Origin of the sequence: Roseovarius sp. 10 (assembly GCF_033100315.1) — a bacterium.
Lineage (GTDB): Bacteria > Pseudomonadota > Alphaproteobacteria > Rhodobacterales > Rhodobacteraceae > M30B80.
In genome coordinates, this window is sequence record NZ_JAWLVH010000003.1 from 93,147 (window position 1) to 113,188 (window position 20,042).

General features: G+C 52.8%; 21 protein-coding genes. 14 read left to right on the forward strand and 7 right to left on the reverse strand.

The features are described 5' to 3' along the window. Positions 1-5: 5 nt before the first annotated feature. Together leuS and RYZ18_RS10895 are read right to left on the reverse strand one after the other, a co-directional pair. Entirely contained in the window at positions 6-2,684 is a 2,679-nt protein-coding gene (gene leuS / locus RYZ18_RS10890; RefSeq protein WP_411567111.1) for a leucine--tRNA ligase, read from the reverse strand. A gap of 91 nt (positions 2,685-2,775) precedes the next feature. Continuing rightward, complete coding sequence (locus RYZ18_RS10895) at positions 2,776-3,264, reverse strand: DUF3576 domain-containing protein (protein WP_317656793.1); 489 nt, start codon at positions 3,262-3,264, stop codon at positions 2,776-2,778. Positions 3,265-3,562: 298 nt separating this feature from the next. On the opposite strand from RYZ18_RS10895, the gene RYZ18_RS10900 reads away from it, so the two are divergent. Together RYZ18_RS10900 and RYZ18_RS10905 are read left to right on the forward strand one after the other, a co-directional pair. Beyond that, positions 3,563-4,417 (forward strand): porin, encoded by an 855-nt coding sequence (locus tag RYZ18_RS10900; protein WP_317656795.1) that lies wholly within the window; start codon positions 3,563-3,565, stop codon positions 4,415-4,417. A gap of 90 nt (positions 4,418-4,507) precedes the next feature. Continuing rightward, entirely contained in the window at positions 4,508-4,984 is a 477-nt protein-coding gene (locus tag RYZ18_RS10905) for an acyloxyacyl hydrolase (protein ID WP_317656797.1), read from the forward strand. 151 nt (positions 4,985-5,135) lie between these two features. On the opposite strand, the gene RYZ18_RS10910 is transcribed toward RYZ18_RS10905, so the two are convergent. Further along, a complete protein-coding gene (locus tag RYZ18_RS10910) occupies positions 5,136-5,696 on the reverse strand; it encodes a site-specific integrase (RefSeq protein ID WP_317656798.1) in 561 nt (186 codons plus the stop codon). 741 nt (positions 5,697-6,437) lie between these two features. Here RYZ18_RS10910 and RYZ18_RS10915 point away from each other — a divergent pair. The 4 genes from RYZ18_RS10915 (at position 6,438) to RYZ18_RS10930 (ending at position 10,054) form a co-directional block, all read left to right on the forward strand. Next, on the forward strand, positions 6,438-6,758 hold the full coding sequence (locus RYZ18_RS10915) for a DUF6626 family protein (protein WP_317656799.1): 321 nt from the start codon (positions 6,438-6,440) through the stop codon (positions 6,756-6,758). Then, the gene (locus RYZ18_RS10920) at positions 6,755-6,904 is read left to right on the forward strand and encodes a hypothetical protein (protein ID WP_317656801.1); all 150 of its coding nucleotides are present in this window, start codon (positions 6,755-6,757) and stop codon (positions 6,902-6,904) included. The genes RYZ18_RS10915 and RYZ18_RS10920 overlap by 4 nt, the downstream gene beginning before the upstream one ends. A gap of 83 nt (positions 6,905-6,987) precedes the next feature. Further along, positions 6,988-8,682 carry a hypothetical protein gene (locus RYZ18_RS10925; protein WP_317656803.1) on the forward strand — a complete coding sequence of 565 codons (1,695 nt, stop codon included), beginning with the start codon at positions 6,988-6,990 and terminating at the stop codon, positions 8,680-8,682. Continuing rightward, positions 8,675-10,054, forward strand: a complete 1,380-nt coding sequence (locus RYZ18_RS10930) for a hypothetical protein (protein WP_317656805.1) — start codon at positions 8,675-8,677, stop codon at positions 10,052-10,054. Before RYZ18_RS10925 ends, RYZ18_RS10930 begins: the two co-directional genes overlap by 8 nt. Before the next feature lie 12 nt (positions 10,055-10,066). Here the strand turns inward: RYZ18_RS10930 and RYZ18_RS10935 are convergent, their stop codons facing one another. After that, the gene (locus tag RYZ18_RS10935) at positions 10,067-11,023 is read right to left on the reverse strand and encodes a site-specific integrase (RefSeq protein ID WP_317656807.1); all 957 of its coding nucleotides are present in this window, start codon (positions 11,021-11,023) and stop codon (positions 10,067-10,069) included. A 140-nt stretch (positions 11,024-11,163) separates the two neighbouring features. Here RYZ18_RS10935 and RYZ18_RS10940 point away from each other — a divergent pair, with 140 nt between their 5' ends. The 4 genes from RYZ18_RS10940 to mtaB all read left to right on the forward strand — a co-directional run bounded on the left by RYZ18_RS10940 (position 11,164) and on the right by mtaB (position 14,726). Then, positions 11,164-11,988 carry a porin gene (locus RYZ18_RS10940; RefSeq protein WP_317656808.1) on the forward strand — a complete coding sequence of 275 codons (825 nt, stop codon included), beginning with the start codon at positions 11,164-11,166 and terminating at the stop codon, positions 11,986-11,988. A 108-nt stretch (positions 11,989-12,096) separates the two neighbouring features. Beyond that, complete coding sequence (locus RYZ18_RS10945; protein ID WP_317656809.1) at positions 12,097-12,570, forward strand: acyloxyacyl hydrolase; 474 nt, start codon at positions 12,097-12,099, stop codon at positions 12,568-12,570. A 54-nt stretch (positions 12,571-12,624) separates the two neighbouring features. Further along, positions 12,625-13,470: a diaminopimelate epimerase gene (gene dapF, locus RYZ18_RS10950; protein ID WP_317656810.1), complete on the forward strand. Its 846-nt coding sequence runs from the start codon at positions 12,625-12,627 to the stop codon at positions 13,468-13,470. Then, entirely contained in the window at positions 13,467-14,726 is a 1,260-nt protein-coding gene (gene mtaB, locus RYZ18_RS10955; protein ID WP_317656811.1) for a tRNA (N(6)-L-threonylcarbamoyladenosine(37)-C(2))-methylthiotransferase MtaB, read from the forward strand. The genes dapF and mtaB overlap by 4 nt, the downstream gene beginning before the upstream one ends. Here mtaB and RYZ18_RS10960 read toward each other — a convergent pair. Continuing rightward, the gene (locus RYZ18_RS10960) at positions 14,723-15,283 is read right to left on the reverse strand and encodes a TlpA disulfide reductase family protein (protein WP_317656812.1); all 561 of its coding nucleotides are present in this window, start codon (positions 15,281-15,283) and stop codon (positions 14,723-14,725) included. The genes mtaB and RYZ18_RS10960 overlap by 4 nt on opposite strands. A gap of 41 nt (positions 15,284-15,324) precedes the next feature. Between RYZ18_RS10960 and argH the strand changes: the two genes are divergently transcribed. The 4 genes from argH to RYZ18_RS10980 all read left to right on the forward strand — a co-directional run bounded on the left by argH (position 15,325) and on the right by RYZ18_RS10980 (position 18,530). Further along, positions 15,325-16,716 carry an argininosuccinate lyase gene (gene argH, locus RYZ18_RS10965; RefSeq protein WP_317656813.1) on the forward strand — a complete coding sequence of 464 codons (1,392 nt, stop codon included), beginning with the start codon at positions 15,325-15,327 and terminating at the stop codon, positions 16,714-16,716. Then, complete coding sequence (locus RYZ18_RS10970; protein WP_317656814.1) at positions 16,716-16,841, forward strand: hypothetical protein; 126 nt, start codon at positions 16,716-16,718, stop codon at positions 16,839-16,841. Before argH ends, RYZ18_RS10970 begins: the two co-directional genes overlap by 1 nt. Positions 16,842-16,998: 157 nt before the next feature. Beyond that, positions 16,999-17,469 carry a transcription elongation factor GreA gene (gene greA, locus RYZ18_RS10975; RefSeq protein ID WP_317656815.1) on the forward strand — a complete coding sequence of 157 codons (471 nt, stop codon included), beginning with the start codon at positions 16,999-17,001 and terminating at the stop codon, positions 17,467-17,469. Beyond that, entirely contained in the window at positions 17,469-18,530 is a 1,062-nt protein-coding gene (locus tag RYZ18_RS10980) for a hypothetical protein (protein WP_317656816.1), read from the forward strand. The genes greA and RYZ18_RS10980 overlap by 1 nt, the downstream gene beginning before the upstream one ends. On the opposite strand, the gene RYZ18_RS10985 is transcribed toward RYZ18_RS10980, so the two are convergent. Next, a complete protein-coding gene (locus RYZ18_RS10985; RefSeq protein WP_317656817.1) occupies positions 18,527-19,402 on the reverse strand; it encodes a molybdopterin guanine dinucleotide synthesis in 876 nt (291 codons plus the stop codon). The two genes, RYZ18_RS10980 and RYZ18_RS10985, sit on opposite strands and share 4 nt — an antisense overlap. Beyond that, the gene (gene mobA / locus RYZ18_RS10990; protein WP_317656818.1) at positions 19,399-20,001 is read right to left on the reverse strand and encodes a molybdenum cofactor guanylyltransferase MobA; all 603 of its coding nucleotides are present in this window, start codon (positions 19,999-20,001) and stop codon (positions 19,399-19,401) included. The genes RYZ18_RS10985 and mobA overlap by 4 nt, the downstream gene beginning before the upstream one ends. Between the last annotated feature and the right edge of the window lie 41 nt (positions 20,002-20,042).

The following is a 20,042-nucleotide window of genomic DNA, read 5'->3' on the forward strand; positions in this document are numbered from 1 at the left end:
TTGCCTTAAATAACGACATTCACAATCCGCCCTGGCACAACAATCAGCTTGCGGGGCGCGCGACCTTCAAGCGCCTTCGCCACAGCCTCATCCGCCAGAACCAATTTTTCAACCTCTTGTTGCGGCATATCTTTCGCAACAGTCAGTTCCGAGCGGCGTTTGCCGTTGATCTGGATGGGTAAGGTGACGGTATCGGACACCAACATCGCCTCATCGGCTTTGGGCCACGGTGCGGTAGCTACCAAACCAGACCCGCCCTGACGCGCCCAAATTTCTTCGGCCAAATGTGGGGTCATTGGTGACATGAGCTGCGCCAAGGTCAGGATCGCCTCACGCTGTGCGGCGGCCGAGGCGTTCGATTTCGCCAAAGTGTTGGTAAAGGCATAAAGTTTGGCGATCGCCGCATTAAAGCCAAAGCTTTCAATGCCGTTTGTCACATCAACAATGGCGCGATGCATGGCGCGCAGTAGGTCTTGATCGCCTGAGCCTGCCGCATCTTTCGGCATATCCGCGATTTTTTCGCTCAAGGCCCAGACACGGCCCAAATGTTTAAATGCGGCTTCGGCCCCCGCAGCCGTCCATTCCACATCACGCTCGGGCGGGCTGTCAGAGAGGACGAACCACCGCGCGGTATCGGCGCCATATTGGGCTATGATCGCCACAGGATCGACCACGTTGCGTTTCGATTTCGACATTTTGGCGGAAGGGATGATCTCAACCTCGCGGCCGTTCTTTACGGCAATCCTGTGTGCTTCCGGTAGGCTATCGGACAACCCTAGGTCTTCAGCAAATTTCCGTTCTACTGCTCGTTCCTTTCCGGAATCGTTGAACAGGATTACCTCTTCTGGATAAAGATATTCGCTACGCAATTTAGCGCCAGGCTCCTTTAAGTCACCCTGCACACGCTTTATTTTGTAAATTGCATGCGTCACCATCCCCTGCGTGAACAGTGCGTTGAACGGCTCGGCGCATTTTGCGGGCAAATGCCCCGTCTTTTGCATCGCACGCGCGAAGAAGCGCGAATAAAGAAGGTGCAAAATCGCGTGCTCAATCCCGCCGATATATTGATCTACATTCATCCAATATTCGGCCTCGGCGGCATCGGTGGGCGTTGCCGCGCGCGGCGCGGTGAAGCGGGCGTAATACCACGAGCTGTCCACGAATGTGTCCATCGTGTCGGTTTCACGCTGCGCAGGCGCACCGCAGCTAGGGCAGGCGCAATCGCGCCAAGTCGGGTGACGATCCAGCGGGTTGCCTGGAATGTCGAAACTGACATCGCGCGGCAGTTCGATGGGCAGGTTTTCCTTTTTCTCTGGAACAACCCCGCAGGTGGCACAATGCACCACAGGGATTGGACAGCCCCAATAACGTTGGCGGCTCAAACCCCAGTCGCGCAGTCGGAACTTGGTTACGCCTTGGCCCCAACCCCTCGCCTCAGCGAGATCAATTGCGGCATCCACTGCGGTGTCACCTGTTTGCACTGCCTCGCCTGCAAAGCCGCGAATATAGCGCACACGCTCGGCTTTGGTTGGCACGAAGGCTTCGGCCAAGTGGGCTTCTTCCGCGCCCTCGGCCACAAAAACAGGGGTGATCGGCAGATCGAACTTGCGCGCAAATTCAAAATCGCGCTGGTCATGGGCAGGGCAGCCGAAAATTGCGCCCGTGCCATAATCCATCAAAATAAAATTCGCGATCCAAACGGGCAATTCCCAAGACGGATCAAGCGGGTGGCGTACACGCAGGCCCGTATCGCGGCCCTTTTTCTCGGCCTTTTCCAAGGCTTCGGCAGTTGTTCCACCTTTGCGGCAGTCTTGGCAGAATGCCGCAATCTCGGCGTTTTCTGCTTCGAGTGCTTTGGCCAAGGGATGATCGGGGGAGATACCCACAAAACTGGCCCCCATCAGCGTATCAGGGCGGGTGGTGTAAACATCAATCGTGCTGTGACCATGCGCAGGTGCGGTCAGCTCAAAGCCAAATTGCAGCCCGCGGGATTTGCCGATCCAATTCGCTTGCATCAGGCGCACTTTTTCGGGCCAATCGTCTAAACCATCCAGCGCGCCAAGCAAATCATCGGCCATGTCGGAGATTTTAAAGAACCATTGCGTCAACTCGCGCCGTTCTACGTCAGCACCCGAACGCCAGCCTTTGCCATCGATGACCTGTTCATTGGCAAGAACCGTCATATCGACCGGATCCCAATTCACCACCGCGTTTTTTCGGTAGACCAAACCCTGCTCCAGCATATCAAGAAACAGCGCTTGTTGCTGTCCGTAATATTCAGGGTCACAGGTGGCAAATTCCCGATCCCAATCAATCGACAGGCCCAAGGGTTTCATCTGGCCGCGCATTGTATCGATGTTTTGATATGTCCAATCGGCAGGGTGGCCGCCATTTTCCATTGCGGCATTTTCGGCAGGCATCCCAAAGGCATCCCACCCCATAGGATGCAGCACGTTAAATCCAGTGGAGGATTTGAAGCGTGCGATCACATCACCCATCGTGTAATTGCGCACATGGCCGATATGGATGCGCCCCGATGGGTAAGGGAACATCTCAAGCACATAGTATTTTTCACGCGCAGGATCGCGCTTGGCCTGAAAGATTGCGGCCGCATCCCATGCCTGCTGCCATTTCTCTTCAATCTGGGACGGATCGTAGCGCGACATTGCGAACTCCTGAAACATGGGGCTTTCGGGCCAAACGGGTATAGTCGGGCGCGTGTTTAAGCCGCCCGCTTGAAGAGGTCTAGGGGTATGGCGTGAATTCGCCGCCTGATTACAGGCCCGAGTCGCGGATGCGCAATTGGCGGGCGCGGGTCAAGATCGCATCTTCGATCTGACGCGTGGTTTCGCGGCTGACAGGGCCACCGCGCGTGGCCAATGCAACGCGCAGCGCACGCGCATCCAATGCGGGGTCACTGACATAGACGGTTGCGCGATAGGCTGTGCCGCCGCCTGGTGGCGTGCCATAGCCAAAATCAATCACGCCTGAGAATGGATCAGCTGATTCAATCGGCAAGAAGTCCAACACTTCAAGCGTGGCGTTCCAGATGTATCGATTGACTTCAACGGTGACATTCGGGTCATCCACGTTCTGGAACAAATCCCAGATGGTTTCGCGCTGTGGCTCTTGTGCGTCTAGCGCGGCGCGCTGTTCTTCGGCGGCCTCAGACCCGCCCAAGCTGCCACCCAACCGCCCGCAAGACGCAAGCGCCAGTGCGGTCGCAACAACCAAGATAGCTTTGCCAAAGCTCGAAAATGCCATGTGACTTTGCCCTTTCGTCCATATTGCGCACTGCGTGCAACGCGGGGGGCAAATGACTGCGCCCGTTGCGTGCCTCTTGGTAACTTAGCCCCGCCATTGCGGCAAGGACTTTGATATTATCGTCAAATTAGACCTAAATAACACACTGTGGCATCTGTGCATCAGAGTTGGCCCAAGATGAAGATGTCTGTCACGGCTTCGTTGCAATGCGCGGCTTGATGCGAGAGAGAAAGGCATACTCAATTCGGACTTCCCCGTCTTGAGGTGCACCTTAGAAATCAATTACGAGGGAAAAACCATGAAAAAGGTTCTCTTCGCTACTACTGCTTTGATTGCAACCGCAGGCGTTGCATCTGCAGACATCACTTTGACTGGCTCTGCTGCTATGGGGCTTACCCACGCGAACGACCAGACCGTTAATGACGTTGAACTAGACTTCAACATCGTTGGCTCCGGCACTGCAGACAATGGTTGGACATTCGGCGCTAAAGTCGGTGTTGATAACCAGGTTAATGGCGAAACTGGCACAGCGACTGGTCCTGCAGAAGATGCAACTGCATTCGTTTCGGGCTCTTTCGGCACGCTCACCATGGGCAGCGTTGACCCAGCAACCGATGGCATGGGTATCGCTGACGCGGGTCACCAAGGCATCGGCATCGATGACGTTGCAGAACTCAACAAAGCAATCGGTTCCGCAGACGTAAACTGGGCATACTCGGTAAACGGTCTGAGCATCTTGGTTGGTTACAGTTCTGTGAACGAAGACACATCTGCACGCCTCAGCTTTGACGTAGGCACAGTTGCATTGTCCTTGGGTGTTGCTAACGATCGCAACGGCGCAGCCGACACCGACACAACAACTGCAATTCAGGCAAGCACAAACGTAAACGGTGTTGGTCTGACTGCTTACTACAGCGTTTTCGACGATGACAGCGCGAACACTGAAACCGACAGCTTTGGCTTGGCAGCATCTTTCGCTCTGGACGATGCGACAACCATTACTGCTGTTTATGGTGACAATGACACCGCGACAGAAGCCGCTTACGGCTTGGGCGCAAGCATGAACCTCGGCGGCGGCTTGAGCCTCGCCGGCGGTGTAGGCTCCGCAGGCGACGACACCAAGTGGGACTTGGGTCTGAACATGAGCTTCTAATCCTAACGGATTACTTGCTTGGGAAAGAGCGGGCTTCGGCTCGCTCTTTTCTTTTAATTAAGGCACCGTTTTACAAAAATGAGCTGTAATATGCGCTTTAATCCTGCCTCTGCTGCAACTATCGCCCTACTGTTCACGACGACCGCTGCTAGCGCAGACACTGCAGTTGTTGGGGCAGTGCGCGACATACATCGCGGTGGCTATGGCGGCATGATTGAGTATCACTGGACTGAAACACTAGCTGCAAAACCCAATTGGAGTGCAGGTTGGGCTGGTGCTGCACACACAGAAGCTGACGATGATCGTTGGATTGGCTTTGGTGTCAGTGCTGAATATGGCTTGACTGACAGTGTGTTCGTAGAAGCAAGCTTTATGCCTGGCTACTACAGCGAGGGCGCAACTGACTTGGGTGGCAATCTGCACTTTAGAACTACCGTTGGCATTGGCTATGCGGTTTCTAATGCTTACGCCGTATCCGTAGCAGTGAGCCACTGGTCTAACGGCAGTATTGAAGCTTGGAACCCTGGCACTGACATGGTGATGCTGCGCTTGCTACGGCGTTATTGATCGTAGCTGCTTAGAGAGCGTCTAAGCTGCTCTATCCTCACCTTGCACTGCTCCAATAGCGCACTGCCTGCCATGTTGGCTTCTAACCAGGACCTGTGTTTGATCTCACGCTCAAGCTGTCGTTGTAATGCCAGCTGACCCCGTGCAGCCATTATGCCAACTCTACTGCACGTGCTATCAGCGCATCGTTTACAGTTAAGTATCGCTGTGTGATGGCTATGTTGCGGTGTCCTGCAATAGCTGCCAGCACATGCACGCTGATGCCCTGATCTGCGAGACGTGTGATCATGGTGCGTCTACCACTGTGACTGCTTGCACCATCAATCCTGCAAGCAGCGTATACCTCTAAAAACAGCTGCGCGATGGTGTTGCCTGAGAAATGCCCACCCTTTTGACTGGGGAACAGTGCAGTGCAGGGTTTTTTGACGCTTATAGTCGGATAGTATCGCCGGAGCGCAGCATTGAGGCGTTTGTTGACAAATACACGACGTGGCTGATCGCCTTTGGTTGTGTGCAGCTGAATGATCTCGCGCACACCACCTTCTGCAGTATAAACATCCTCTATTTTGAGGGCTGCGATCTCCATGGCTCGCAGACCAGCATTGAAGCTGACAGCGAAGATTGTTTGATCCCTCAAGGCGTGGCGGCGAGTGCTCAAATACGCCATCACTCGTTTTAGTTCTGCCTCTGTGACGATCTTTGCTTGTCGCATGTTGCACCCAATAATCTCATGTTCTGTGTGATTTGAGTTTACGAGATGAGATATTGGCAGGACGACCGAAATCAGAGGTCACTATGTGTTCAATGAGATCAAGCGGTTAGCTGATAATCTAAGACTATATGCATTCTATGATATTTTGCTCATGGGTATTCATTAGCACATTTCAGTCAGGTTCAATCTTGGGCACAGCCCAAGTGCCACTTCAGCATTACTGCATCGCTTCACTCTGCAGTAATGCTTCATGTCATTTATTTTAATGTGGATGATCGAGAATGATTTCTAATGACGACTGATCATACAGATTGTGATGTCATACCAAGGCTATCCGCAGCCTTGGTATCGACGGCATCATACGAGTTGCTCCGTCTGCCATAAGCGAAACCTTTTTACAGGAAGCTGGGGTTGCCGTGTCAGCTTTACTCGCCACCTTTTCAGCAGCGCACCTTACGTGTGCAAAGCTATGGCTGACAATGCACACAGGCGTGGGGTATCTCTCTCGAGCCTTGTGGTCCCACTCCTGCCATCTAACTTATTGGACGCATTGATGGCTTGGCGTCGGTCTTGCAGCTCAACGTTGACTGCTTGGCTATCCACCTCCAGCGCCTACAGCATGACCTGTGTTCGCTTCTGCAGAGTGTCTTACGACACATCAGAGCCTGTCGTTGATAAATACGTTGGGTCGACTAATCCCATCCGCATCACGTGTTTATTTATCAACGGAGACCAAAAACATTGTCAAAACTGATCATCGAAAACATTTGCAACCTCGTTATTGCTGAGGGTTTGGCTGAAAACGAACAAGACTTTTGTGAGCGTTGGCTGTGCAGAGGTGAAGGTTATATGCGCACTTTGCGGTTTAGGGGCTTGCAACCCAGTGCTGATGCGCTTGCTGTGTGCGCTAATAAGCTGGGTTTTTACGCTGATGCGTTCTTAGCCAGTGATAGACCCTATTCCGTGCACACAGGGCGCAATTTGCAAGCTCTGCAGCGGCTTTGTGAAGATGAACTTCGCAAGGCAGCGCAAAGCAAGTGGCAAGGACACAGCATACATTGAAGCAACCAAATCAAAGACAGTTGACCGAGCGAGTGGATGCATTGGATGCAAGGCTCAAAGCACTGCGGCAGCAGCAAGATCGCATCAAGCAGCAAAAAAAGCAGATCAAGCTACAAAAGGCGCGGCAAGCACTGACACAGCAATAACTGAAACTCTCACAACACAATAGTTGCTATGTGAGTAAAAACTTTTAACCTTTTCGTACAAACTCATTTCTGGTGAGGATCCTATGACGACAGAACAGGTTTTAAACGAAGGGCTCGCGCGGCTTCGAGGATTAAGCGAAACTCAGAACGAGTTTTATCAATCAGCCCGAGAATTGCTGCATCAAACGCTTGTAGAAACATACTTGTGGTGGAGGGAAGCATCACAAAAGCCTGGATACTTGGAAAAGCGTTTTGCCGAAGAAAACATTAAATACAGCAACAAGCTCAACCGACCTAATTTTGCCCCAGTTGTGCGCTTGGCAATGCGTGTTCAGCCCACAAAGCGAGTTCAAATTTCCAATTTTGCCACCGCCATGAATGCTATTGATGATGAGTACATCCGCAACAGCCATCGCTACATAAATCGAGATGTGGTTGCCGAACTGGTTGATTGGATATACGAAACAGGCGGCTTAAGAGGCATTACAGGAACTAAAAAAGAAGAAGTCGAATACAACGGCTACGACCCAAAAGGCGTCGGCAAACCAAAGGCAAAATCTAAAAAAATTGAAAGTGCGCGCAAGAAAAGAATGCGCATGGAGCTGTTGGCACTCAAAAAGATTGCTGTTGGGAAATCCAAAATCGATCAAACCATAAACATTGGACATGTGGGAACCGGCGAGGATGACATGATTGTTGTCCTTGCAAAATCCACTGGCAATGGCACCGACTTGAAAGTAGTGGGCGCTACAGCTCAACAAACACTTGTTGACGAAGCGGTTATGCAAATCAGCGATTTAACACATGATGGCATTTCCAAAGATATGCGTTTGCTGTGTGATGCAATAAACATCAATACCATCACAAAAGAGCTTCAGAATTATAGTGGCAGTCGAAAGAACTTCTATAACAAAACAAAATTTATAATTGAAGATAATGGCGTTAAATCGACAATATCTGAAAATACACGTGTTGTTCTGCAGCGAAACGGTACGATCTTGACGTCCAAGTCATCCAGCAAAGCAAGCCTTACAACCCTGCATATTCCACATGAAAAGTGTTTGCTCGACGAAGACTTGTGGCTTCGGGGTAGTGATAGGCACTGGATAGAAACTGAGCTTTTGAATGATGGCGAAATAGCACTGTATCAAAGCGGCGCGTTGCAAGATCAAAAAAACCCAAAGCTTCAAGCAGTAAAGCAAATTACATTAAGCAACACTGTTTATAAACACAACAGAAGCATATATTTCTATGACTTCAGTCGCATTGATGACGCGACTATGTTTCAGCCGACTATCGTTGACAGCAACATTGATTATGACTGGGTAGTTGAAGGCAACACGCGGTTTTTTCGACGCTTGTACGACCAACACTTCAATGGTTGGCAACATCGTGTGAAGCATCGACTGCATACAAAAAACAATAAAGTATTCGCATTTGATGTCACTGATGACGGCATCATGTGTGAGAAAAAATGGAACAAAGCAGAACAGTGCTTTGAACAAACTGGCATACGTTATCTCACAAGCTTTGGCGATGATGCAGCCACAAAAGGCTGCGGTAAGACAAGCTTTGCGCCAACAGACATGCTGGCTGTGCTTGAAGCACTTTCAAAGCAAGCCGTGAAGGGAAACAAAATTACGATCAGTGGCAATGCAGATTTGTTGTACATTGCGTATGAGACTGACTTAGCCCAAGTTCATATTTACATACCTGGCGCCTCCCAAACAGGGCAACGCAGCTCAAAATTCTTCAAAAAGTATGTGCCCAATGAGTGAGAACTTAACCAAGCGATATACTGGGTACGCCTTATACCTGCCGTCACTGCAAAAGTACTATGCTGAGCATGCGATAAAACGGAATAGTGAAACTTCAAGAAAAAGCTGCATACCCAAGAATTTCGATAACCGCTGGCTGAACTTTTTGGATGACAACAGCAAGCTTTGGCACTGCCAGCACGTACTTTATAGCAGTGGGCAATTTAAAAGCAGGCGTATAAGTGCACCAGACATAGTTGCTGAGCGTAATCCTAACAAAACCATTATTGTTGGAGATAGTGGCGGTTATCAGCTTGGCACTGGCAAACTTCCGAATGGACCTGAACGGGATCACTTAGAACTATATAAGAGCGATCCTGTCGCTCAGTATAATAATTGGCAACATTGTGATTTTCGTGCCCGCACTTTGCGCTGGTTGGAAAAGTACACTGACTATGCAATGACGCTGGACATGGTGCTTTGGGCTGCTGAGGAGTACGGACAAAGCAACACTGTAGACAGTCAGTTACGCAAATTAACTGTTCAACAGCTCATAGATTTGAGCGTGGATAACCTGCGCTATTTTTCGGACAATCGAGGACGTGGCAGCACGAGCACAAAATTTTTGAGTGTTTTGCAAGACATAGGTAACGGAACTGGCGATGCGTGGTACGATGCGGTAAAAAGTTTTAACTTTGAGGGTTGGAGCTTAGGCGGTGAAGTTGGTGGTATGCTTGCCAGTATGAAGTGGCTGAGACGCATACTGAACGACAAAAATTTAGACAAAAGTGAATGGGTGCATTTGCTCATGAAGTCGCCACCTGTAAACAGCGTTGTATACACTGCGGCACAACGCTCACTACGCAAGTTGTTGGGCAGAGATAATTTTACGATCAGTTTTGATAGCAGCAGCCCGTTTCAGATGGCAGGGAAACAACGAAGTCTGGCATTGATGCCCAACTTCACATGCGACAGAGATACATGGAAAATCAGCAGCTTTTCTATGCCGCAAGACATCCGTATTGCGAGACGAGAAAAGCACGCAGAATTTAGTTTAGCACCACCTTTAGAAAAATACTTGAGTGCACACGATCTTTATGCCCACGACATTGATGATAGTGATTTTTTCACTGACACTTGGAGCGAGCACATTTTAACAAACCACAATCTGTACACATATCATCAATACAGCATTCAAGCGTGCGATTTGGTGTTCGACCCTCACAAACGCGATCATACCAAAGTACCTGAAGACTTGCTGGAAATTGTTGATTTGATGGATGACTATTTTGCGGGTGAAAATGCTGGAGAAGTCGAAGCCAAATTTGCCCTGCTGATGGAGCCATATATGCGCCAAAATAAAAAAGAAGAGCAACTGCAGCAGCTACAGTAAGCGTACAAGCAACTAACCAAACTGCGCATTTTTTCCCACAATGCCACCCACAATCTCCGCTCTTTGATGCAGTAAATTTGGCTGTAGATGCGCATATCGTTGCGTCATCTGTGCGCTACTGTGCCCCAACAGCGTTTGAACTTCATAGAGGCTAACGCCTTTGTTGATAAGCAGACTGGCATACGTATGGCGAAGATCATGTATGCGCACATCTGGCAGTCCCGCTGCCTCTCGTATTAGGTGCCATGCTGCATAAAAGCTGTGATAAGCTGTATATGTGCGGGGGTTTGTGAACACATATGCCGATCCATCAGCTCCCAGTCCAAGCCGTTCAGCATTCTCTATGCAATCATCCAACACCGCCATAGCGGCAGTGTTTAATATAATGCGGCGGCTGCGCCCTGATTTACTGCGCGGCACAGTCCACACACGCTTGTTCTTGTCTATATCACACCACCGCGCCAGCCGTGCTTCACCCTTGCGTGCCCCTGTAAGTAGAAGCAGCCTGATGACGTTGTAGATATGAGGATGCGTAGTGCGCTGTGCGTGTTTGAGTATCAGTGCAATTTCTGCTTCGGTGAGAAAGCGTTGTTTGTAATCACCCAGCACAAGCCTCTGAATGTTGCTGAGGTCTTTACTACGATCAATATAGCCCCAGTGGCGTGCTAAATTGAGCATACGATTGACGAGAAATATGTGCTTGTTGACGGTGCTGCGCTGGTAGCCAGCTACAATCTGTTCACGCACCCATATATCGAATAAGGGATTGCTAAGTTCATCAAGCCTATATCGCCCAAACTGATCACGAAGGTGCGTGTTGTATGCGCTCCAAGTGTCTTTGGTATTGCGCTTGGTTGCTTTTACATGAGGGAAATAGTGCTCATCGAAGAAACAATTTAGCGTGATTGACTGTTGGCTTCGATGATTGTTCTGCTGTTGCTTCTGTCTGCTTTTGAATGCGGCGAACATGTGATCTACTCCATGTTATACGCATAAATTTACTATCTCTACGCTCAAGCTGCGACCAGAAAATACCATGATATTAGTGACATAGCATCATCGACTACGATGATCGGCACCATTACTAAGGGCTCTTCGCTACTACTGCTTTGATTGCAACCGCAGGCGTTGCATCTGCAGACATCACTTTGACTGGCTCTGCTTCCATGGGTCTGACCCACGCGAATGACCAGACCGTTAATGACGTTGAACTAGACTTCAACATCGTTGGCTCCGGCACTGCAGACAATGGTTGGACATTCGGCGCTAAAGTCGGTGTTGATAACCAGGTTAACGGCGAAACTGGCACAGCGACTGGCCCAGCCGAAGACGCAACTGCATTCGTTTCTGGCTCTTTCGGCACGCTCACCATGGGCAGCGTTGACCCAGCAACCGATGGCATGGGTATCGCTGACGCGGGTCATCAGGGCATCGGCATTGATGACGTTGCAGAACTCAACAAAGCAATCGGTTCCGCAGACGTAAACTGGGCATACTCGGTAAACGGTCTGAGCATCTTGGTTGGTTACAGCTCTGTGAACGAAGACACATCTGCACGCCTCAGCTTTGACGTAGGCACAGTTGCATTGTCCTTGGGTGTTGCAAACGATCGCAACGGCGCAGCCGACACCGACACAACAACTGCAATTCAGGCAAGCACAAACGTAAACGGTGTTGGTCTGACTGCATACTACAGCGTATTTGACGATGACGGCAGCAACACTGAAACCGACAGCTTCGGCCTGTCTGCTTCGTTCGCGCTTGACGATGCAACCACCATCACTGCTGTTTACGCCGACAACGACACTGCAGTCGAAGCCGCTTACGGCTTGGGCGCAAGCATGAACCTCGGCGGCGGCTTGAGCCTCGCTGGCGGTGTAGGCTCCGCAGGCGACGACACGAAGTGGGACTTGGGTCTGAACATGAGCTTCTAATCCTCACGGATTACTTGCTTGGGAAAGAGCGGGCTTCGGCTCGCTCTTTTCTTTTGAAAAATGCGTTTATTTATCATAAATAAATAACATAATAATCTAGGGGCAGATATGAAACGGCACCTCATTTCATTACTCGCCTGTGGCCTTGGTCTGCCTGGATCGGCCCTAGCGGATAGTTCTGTGATCGGGCTGACGCGTGACGGCACGAACAGAGGCTCAGGCATTGTGGCCGAGTATCATTGGACAGGCGCGTTAGCCGAGGGTGATCGCTTTACCGCAGGTTGGGCTACTTCAGTTTTGGCCGATAACAATCACAACGGGTTTGTGGGGTTTGGCGTCTCTGCGGAATATCAGATCAGCGGTCAAAATTTCATCGAGGCCAGCTTTATGCCTGGATATTACAAAGAGGGTGACGTTGATTTGGGGGGCCATATGCATTTTCGCAGCACCCTTGGGATTGGCACCAAGATCACCGACAGCGCTGCGCTTTCATTCGCGTTCAGCCATATCTCAAACGGTGGCCTAAATGATCGCAACCCTGGAATGGATATGGTCATGCTGCGTTTGACCCGCCGCTACTAATCCGCACAAAGATTCGAGTCCCATTCACCGCGCGCTTGCGCTATAGGCGCATCCATGTCTGAGCCGCACACATATATCGGCCTGCCCTTCATGAAAATGCACGGGCTTGGCAATGATTTTGTCGTCATGGACGCGCGCAAGCGCGAGGTCACCGTGACCGCTGATTTGGCGCGCGCGCTTGCAGATCGTCATCGTGGGGTGGGGTTTGACCAATTGGCCTTGATCCAAAACGATAACGAGGCGGATTTAGCACTGACCTTTTACAATGCCGATGGATCCCTCTCTGCAACCTGTGGCAATGCCACACGCTGCATCGCTGCCTATGAAATGGCGGCACAGGGCCTTAATCAGATCCGCCTGCGCACAGAACGCGGGATTCTGGTTGCGCAGGATCGCGGCAACGGCCTGACCGCTGTGAATATGGGGGCCCCGCTGTTGGAGTGGCAAGATATCCCTTTAGCCACGGCGATGGACACGCTGCATCTGCCCCTAGACGGGGATCCTGTTGGGACAGGCATGGGTAACCCTCATTGCAGTTTCTTTGTGGACGATGCCGAAGCGGTGGATTTGGCTGCCCGCGGCCCCGAAGTGGAACATCATCCGCTGTTCCCTGCGCGCACCAATGTGCAATTCGCCTCACTCATCGGGCCAGATCATCTGAGGATGCGGGTCTGGGAACGGGGAACGGGCATCACGCTTGCCTCAGGATCATCCTCTTGTGCGGTGGCGGTTGCCGCGGCGCGGCGGGGCCTGACAGGTCGTGCAGTGAAACTGACCCTTGATGGGGGTGATATTTGGATTGAGTGGCGCGAGGATGGCGTTTGGATGACAGGGCCAACGGCCCATGTGTTCACCGCTGAATTGACCGCAGATTTCATAAGTCGCCTACAAAACCCATGACAAAGCCACCTGAATTTCGAACGCTTGGGTGTCGGCTCAATGCCTATGAAACCGAAGCGATGACCGATATGGCCACCGCAGCGGGCCTCAGGGATGCGGTGATCATTAACACCTGCGCCGTAACGGCCGAGGCCGTGCGCAAAGCGCGCCAAGAAATCCGCAAGGTGAAGCGCGACAATCCAAGCGCGCGGATCGTGGTGACGGGCTGCGCAGCACAGACCGAGCCCGAAACCTTTGCCGCAATGGGCGAAGTTGACCTCATCATTGGCAATCGCGAAAAGATGGAACCTGCAACATGGGCCAAACTCAGCGGCCCTGATTTCATCGGCCAAACCGAAAAGGTCATGGTCGATGACATCATGTCCGTGCGCGAAACAGCCGAGCATCTGATTGACGGCTTTGGCACCCGCGCGCGCGCCTATGTGCAGGTTCAAAATGGCTGTGATCATCGCTGCACCTTTTGCATCATCCCATTTGGGCGCGGTAATTCACGCTCCGTGCCTGCGGGTGTGGTAGTGGATCAAATCAAACGCTTGGTCGACCGCGGCTATTTAGAGGTGGTGCTCACGGGGGTTGATCTGACCTCATGGGGGGCGGATCTCCCGCAAGCCCCCCATTTGGGCGATTTGGTCATGCGTATCTTGAAACTTGTTCCTGATCTGGCGCGCCTGCGGATTTCCTCTATCGACTCCATCGAAGCTGATCCGATGTTGATGGAGGCCATCGCCAACGAACCCCGCCTGATGCCTCATCTGCATCTGAGCCTTCAACATGGCGATAATTTGATCCTCAAGCGTATGAAGCGCCGCCATGCGCGCGAAGATGCCATTGCCTTTTGCGAGGAGGCGCGCCGCCTGCGGCCTGAGATCAAATTTGGCGCAGATATCATTGCAGGTTTCCCGACAGAAACCGAAACACATTTCGAAAATTCCCTCAAATTGGTTGAGGAGTGCGGGCTAACATGGCTCCATGTGTTTCCGTTCTCACCGCGCCAAGGCACGCCAGCGGCACGGATGCCACAATTGCAAAGCGCCACCATCAAAGACCGCGCGGCACGATTGCGCGCCGCTGGGGATCGGGCCCTCGCCCAACATTTATCGGGCGAGATTGGCAAAACCCATCAGATTTTGATGGAAAATCCCCATCTTGGCCGCACCGAAGACTTCACTGAAGTCAGCCTCAATGAGGCGCAAGAAACAGGTCAGATCATCACTGCTACAATTTCAGGCCACAAAGACGGACGGCTTTTAGCCTAGATTGCTTCCGCCAAAAGTGCCTCGAAAAAGGCAAATGCCTCGGGGCTGTCCCAATGGGCATCCCCCATCAGCCGCGCAATCTCGCGTCCTTCGGGATCAATCACCAGCGTAATCGGCAAGCCCATCACCGACATTTCGCGCGCAATCTGTTGGTTGATGTCACGATACATCGGGAGATGTTCTACGCCAATTTCCTCAAAAAACCTGCGGATCGCCTGCGGGGAATTGCGCCCCGTGGCGAGCGTGACCACTTCAAACTGATCTGAGCCAAACTGACGTTGCAATGCCTCTAGGCTTGGCATTTCTTCACGGCAGGGCGCGCACCACGTGGCCCAAAAATTGAGAACCACATATTTCCCGCGATAATCGCTCAAGCGCCCTTCAACTTCATCCTCATCAACAAAAGGCAAATCCGACACAGGCACAGGCTCTGAGGCGATCACCAGACCGCGCATATCCCCATCACGGGGCAGCTGCGAAAGATCTTGCGCAAAGGCGGCATTTGCACAGAAACCCAAGGCAATGTAGAGCAGAGCAATGATACGGCGCGGGAGCATCCTAGCGGCATCCTTTCTTTGATCGGCGGATAAAACAGAACATGGCACAGAAATCTTCAAACGCAATGTGGGGCGGTCGCTTCGCCGCAGGGCCAGATGCTTTGATGGAGGCGATTAACGCATCTATCGGCTTTGACCAAAGGCTCAGCGCGCAAGATGTCACTGGCTCACGCGCCCATGCTGCAATGCTCGCCGCCCAAGGCATCATAAGCAGTAAAGATGCCGAGACGATCAGGGAAGGCCTGCTCACGATCTTGTCAGAAATTGAGAGCGGCACATTCGAATTTTCCACCGCCCTTGAGGATATTCACATGAATATCGAAGCGCGGCTTAAAACCCTGATTGGTGAGCCCGCAGGACGTCTCCATACGGCGCGGTCACGCAATGATCAGGTCGCCACCGATTTTCGCCTATGGGTGCGGGATCAAATGGATGCGGCCATTGAGGGGCTGCAGGCCTTGATCCGCGCGGCATTGGCGCAGGCCGAAGCGGGCGCTGATTGGGTGATGCCTGGCTTTACCCATCTTCAAACCGCGCAGCCCGTAACATGGGGGCATCACATGATGGCCTATGTCGAGATGTTCGCCCGCGATTTATCGCGTTTTCAAGATGCGCGCGCGCGGATGAATGAATGCCCGCTTGGTGCGGCCGCCCTTGCAGGCACATCTTTTCCAATTGACCGCCACATGACTGCAGAAGCCCTAGGTTTCGATCGGCCTATGGCGAATTCCTTGGATGCCGTTTCAGACCGCGATTTCGCCCTAGACTATCTCGGGGCGGCCTCCATTTGCGCGATGCATCTGTCGCGATTGGCTGAAGAATTGGTGATCTGGTCTTCGGCACAATTCCGCTTTGTGACCCTGTCGGATCGGTTTTCAACAGGCTCCTCCATCATGCCGCAAAAGAAAAACCCTGATGCGGCGGAATTGATCCGCGCCAAAATCGGGCGGATCATGGGGGCGAATGTGGCCTTGATGACGGTCATGAAAGGTCTGCCCTTGGCCTATTCCAAGGATATGCAGGAAGACAAGGAGCAAGTCTTTGATGCCGCCGACAACCTCATGATCGCAATGGCCGCAATGGCGGGGATGCTCGGCGACATGAGCGCCAATAAAGACGCACTAGAGCGCGCCGCCGCATCTGGCTTTTCAACCGCAACTGATCTCGCCGATTGGTTGGTGCGCGAATTGGGTCTGCCATTCCGTGAAGCGCATCATGTAACAGGCGCGCTTGTCAAAATGGCCGAAGATCGGGGCTGTGATTTACCTGATCTCAGCCTTGCGGATATGCAAACAGTGCAATCCAACATCACTGCGGCCGTGTTTGATGTTTTGGGGGTTCACAACTCGGTTGCCTCGCGTCAATCCTACGGCGGCACCGCACCCGATCAGGTGCGCCTGCAAATTGCACGATGGAAAGAAAGGTTGGCGTGATGGGGCGCTCTTTTGCATCATGGATTAAGCTGGGGCTATTGGCCCTGACTTTGGGTGGAACTTTGGCCGCCTGCGGCGCAGATGGCCCGCCTGAACCGCCAAGCGAAAATGCAGTGACCTACTAAGCCTGCGTGGCGTTTGGGTCATTTTCTTGCACCGCGTGTGGCGTTCTGCGTCTTGCCCGTTGAAACTGGGGCAAAGAGCCCCTAACGTCTGGGGTCAGACTGCTCATTTTAAGACGATTGACCATTCCAAGACCTAAGTTTGAGGCCCCGAGTTCCAATGGAAAAAATACCGATGACCCCGACAGGGTATAGCGCCCTTGATGCCGAGCTGAAGCATCTGCGTAGTGTTGAGCGCCCTTCTGTCATCAAGGCGATTGCTGAAGCGCGCGAGCATGGGGATTTGTCGGAGAATGCCGAATATCACTCGGCCCGCGAAAAACAGTCCTTCATCGAAGGTCGCATCAAGGAATTAGAGGGGATTTTGGGCCTTGCACAGGTCATCGACCCCAAGACCCTGTCTGGCCCGATTAAATTCGGCGCCACGGTTGTGTTGATTGATGAGGATACCGAGGAAGAAAAAACCTACCAGATTGTCGGCGAATCTGAGGCCGATATCGAAAAAGGTTTGCTCAATATCAAATCGCCCTTGGCCCGCGCTTTGATCGGTAAAGATGAAGGCGATAGCGTAGAGGTCAAAACGCCCGGTGGCAGCAAGGATTACGAGATCACGAAGGTGACCTACGTGTGATGATCCCCGCAGCATTGCCTCACCCCAGATTGACGCTTGCGCATCGCTTCACGCGGGACAAGCAGATTTGGGTAGGCCGTGCGGTTGGTTTTCTTCAGTGCGCCGATGGCGCGATGTCCTTTGGACTGCGCGAAGGCATCGCGCTGGCCTTGGCCTTGCTTTGGATTGGGGCACTCAGCCTCACGGCGTTGGGCTTTGGCGGTGACACCCCGAATATGGCCGAGATGCTGAGCGGGCTCATGGTTGCGGTTGGGGCAATCTTGCCGCTTGTTTTGTTATGGATTGTTCTAAGCCTCCTGCGCATCACGCAAAGCCTGCGTCTTCAGGCCCAAGATCTGCGCCTGAGGCTCAACAATATTGAGGACGCGCTTCACGGCGGGGCTGTGCCTGCTGATTTGCGAGAGACACAAAACCGCATAGAGGCTTTGGCAGAGGCACAATTGGCCACCGATACCAAGCTCGCAAGTTTTACATCTTTGCGCCTGCAAGACCCTGACCTGCGGGCGGCTGTGCCCCTAAGCCCGCCCCCTGCCCCAGATCGGCCACAATCGGATTTATCGCTTATCGCAGCCGAGCCCGCCTTGAACCATCCGGTCACGCCCGCTGACTTTATTCGTGCGCTCCATTTCCCGAATAATGATCAGGACAAGGAGGGCTTTCGCGCCCTTCGCGCGGCCCTAGAAGACCCTGCAACCCGTCCTTTGATCCGCGCTGCACAAGATGTGTTGACCCTGCTCTCGCAAGACGGGATTTTCATGGATGATCTCAATCCAGACCGCGCCCGCCCTGAGATTTGGCGCAAATTCGCGAAAGGCGAGCGGGGCCGCGCGATTGCATCGCTTGGCGGTATTCGAGATCGGTCTTCCATCGCGCTTTCCACTGGCCGGATGCGGCAAGACACAGCCTTCCGCGAAGCTGTTCATCAGTATTTGCGCGAATTTGATCGCGTTTTCTGTCAGTTCGAGCAGGCTGCAACCGATGAAGATATTGTCAAACTCAGTGCCACCCGCAGCGCGCGGGCCTTTATGTTGCTCGGGCGTGTGACTGGGATTTTTGACTAAGGCCCCAAGGCCGCATGGATCGCAGAGCGCAACAGTGCCTCATGCCCCGCACCCAAAACACCGCCCTCCTCGGCATCACCATCGACAAGCATTTTTGCAAGATCATCAGGGGCCAAAGCGGCCAAACCCGCGGCAATCACCCGCACTTGTGCGGCATCTGGGATTTCGCCCGCCAAAGCATAATGTGCGATCTCTTTCGCCATCAACGAAGGCCAACATTCTGCCAAAACAATAGGCCGCTCGATCCCGTCATAAGGTGCCACGGCAAGCGCCGACCCAAACCGCCCGCGCAAGGACTGCAATCTTGCGATCCCAAGGATCGCCTGTGATCCCACAGATCCCGTGGTGTAAAGCTTCCACCCCGGCTGCATTTTGCCATAGGCCAATTCAACTTTGCGCCGTTCTGGCAGATGATGTCCGTGGCGCAGGTCGCGCGCGGGCAGATCAGGGCAGGCCTGTGTTTTGGGCACGCACCAAAAGGGGCCAACCCCTGGAAAACGGCGATTAAGCGCGCGGGCCACATCGAACCGATTATTCGCATTGTCTGGCCCATCCTTAACCATCTGCGCAAAAAGCGGCCAAACCGATAGCGCATCGGCCTTGCCTGTCAGATGCTGTGCAAAGCCCGCAGGATAGGCGAAGGAAAAGTCAAAGGTCGCCAAGATACGTTCATCCCGCATAAGGGTGTCTGTCATCACCTGCTCAAGCGCGGCCATCGCATCAGCGCGCGTGCGATAATAGCTCACCTGTGGCGTTGCACCATGCGCCGAATGAGCAATGAAAATCGCGTCCTTCGTGGGGGCTTTGGGGCTTGGGGTGGCTCGTGCCGACCAATCGACCACCACAATATGATCAAAGCGTCCCGCGCTCATAAGGCCATCTCAGCGGCCTGTTCCAAATCAGCCTTTGTGTTGATGTTGAAGAACGCCTGTTCAGGTGCATTGAGAGGGGCAGAAACCCCGCCCAATCGCGCCATGACTTCGCGCATTTTGCGGCCACCCCCCCGCAATTCTGCTGCCAATGGATCGGCCAAATCCACATCCCAAAGCGCAAATGTTGGATGTATGCCCCCGCTTTGATCCTCAGCAAAAACCAATGCGTCATGCCCTTGTGCGGCGCATAAGTGCGCCACGATATCGCTTGGAAAAAACGGGCTGTCCGAGGCAAAGCTCATCACCCGCTGCGCCCCAAGCATCTTGGCTGCGCGCAAGGCCGCCAAAACGCCGCCAAGTGGCCCCATCGCGGCGAATGCGCCATCAGCAACCACATCAAGTCCAAGATCCGCATAAAGCGCGGGGTCGCCATTGGCGGAGAGGATCAAATGATCCACCTGCGGGCGCGCGCGCGCAATAACATGCGCATAGAGGCTTTGTCCCCGCAGCAGCAGCCGTCCCTTGTCTTGCCCGCCCATACGGCGCGCTTCCCCGCCTGCCAAGATCACGCCACAGATCATTGCTTTGCCCTTATCCATCCGCGCAGATTGCATCCTTCGCCCATCAAGGCTAGATCGCA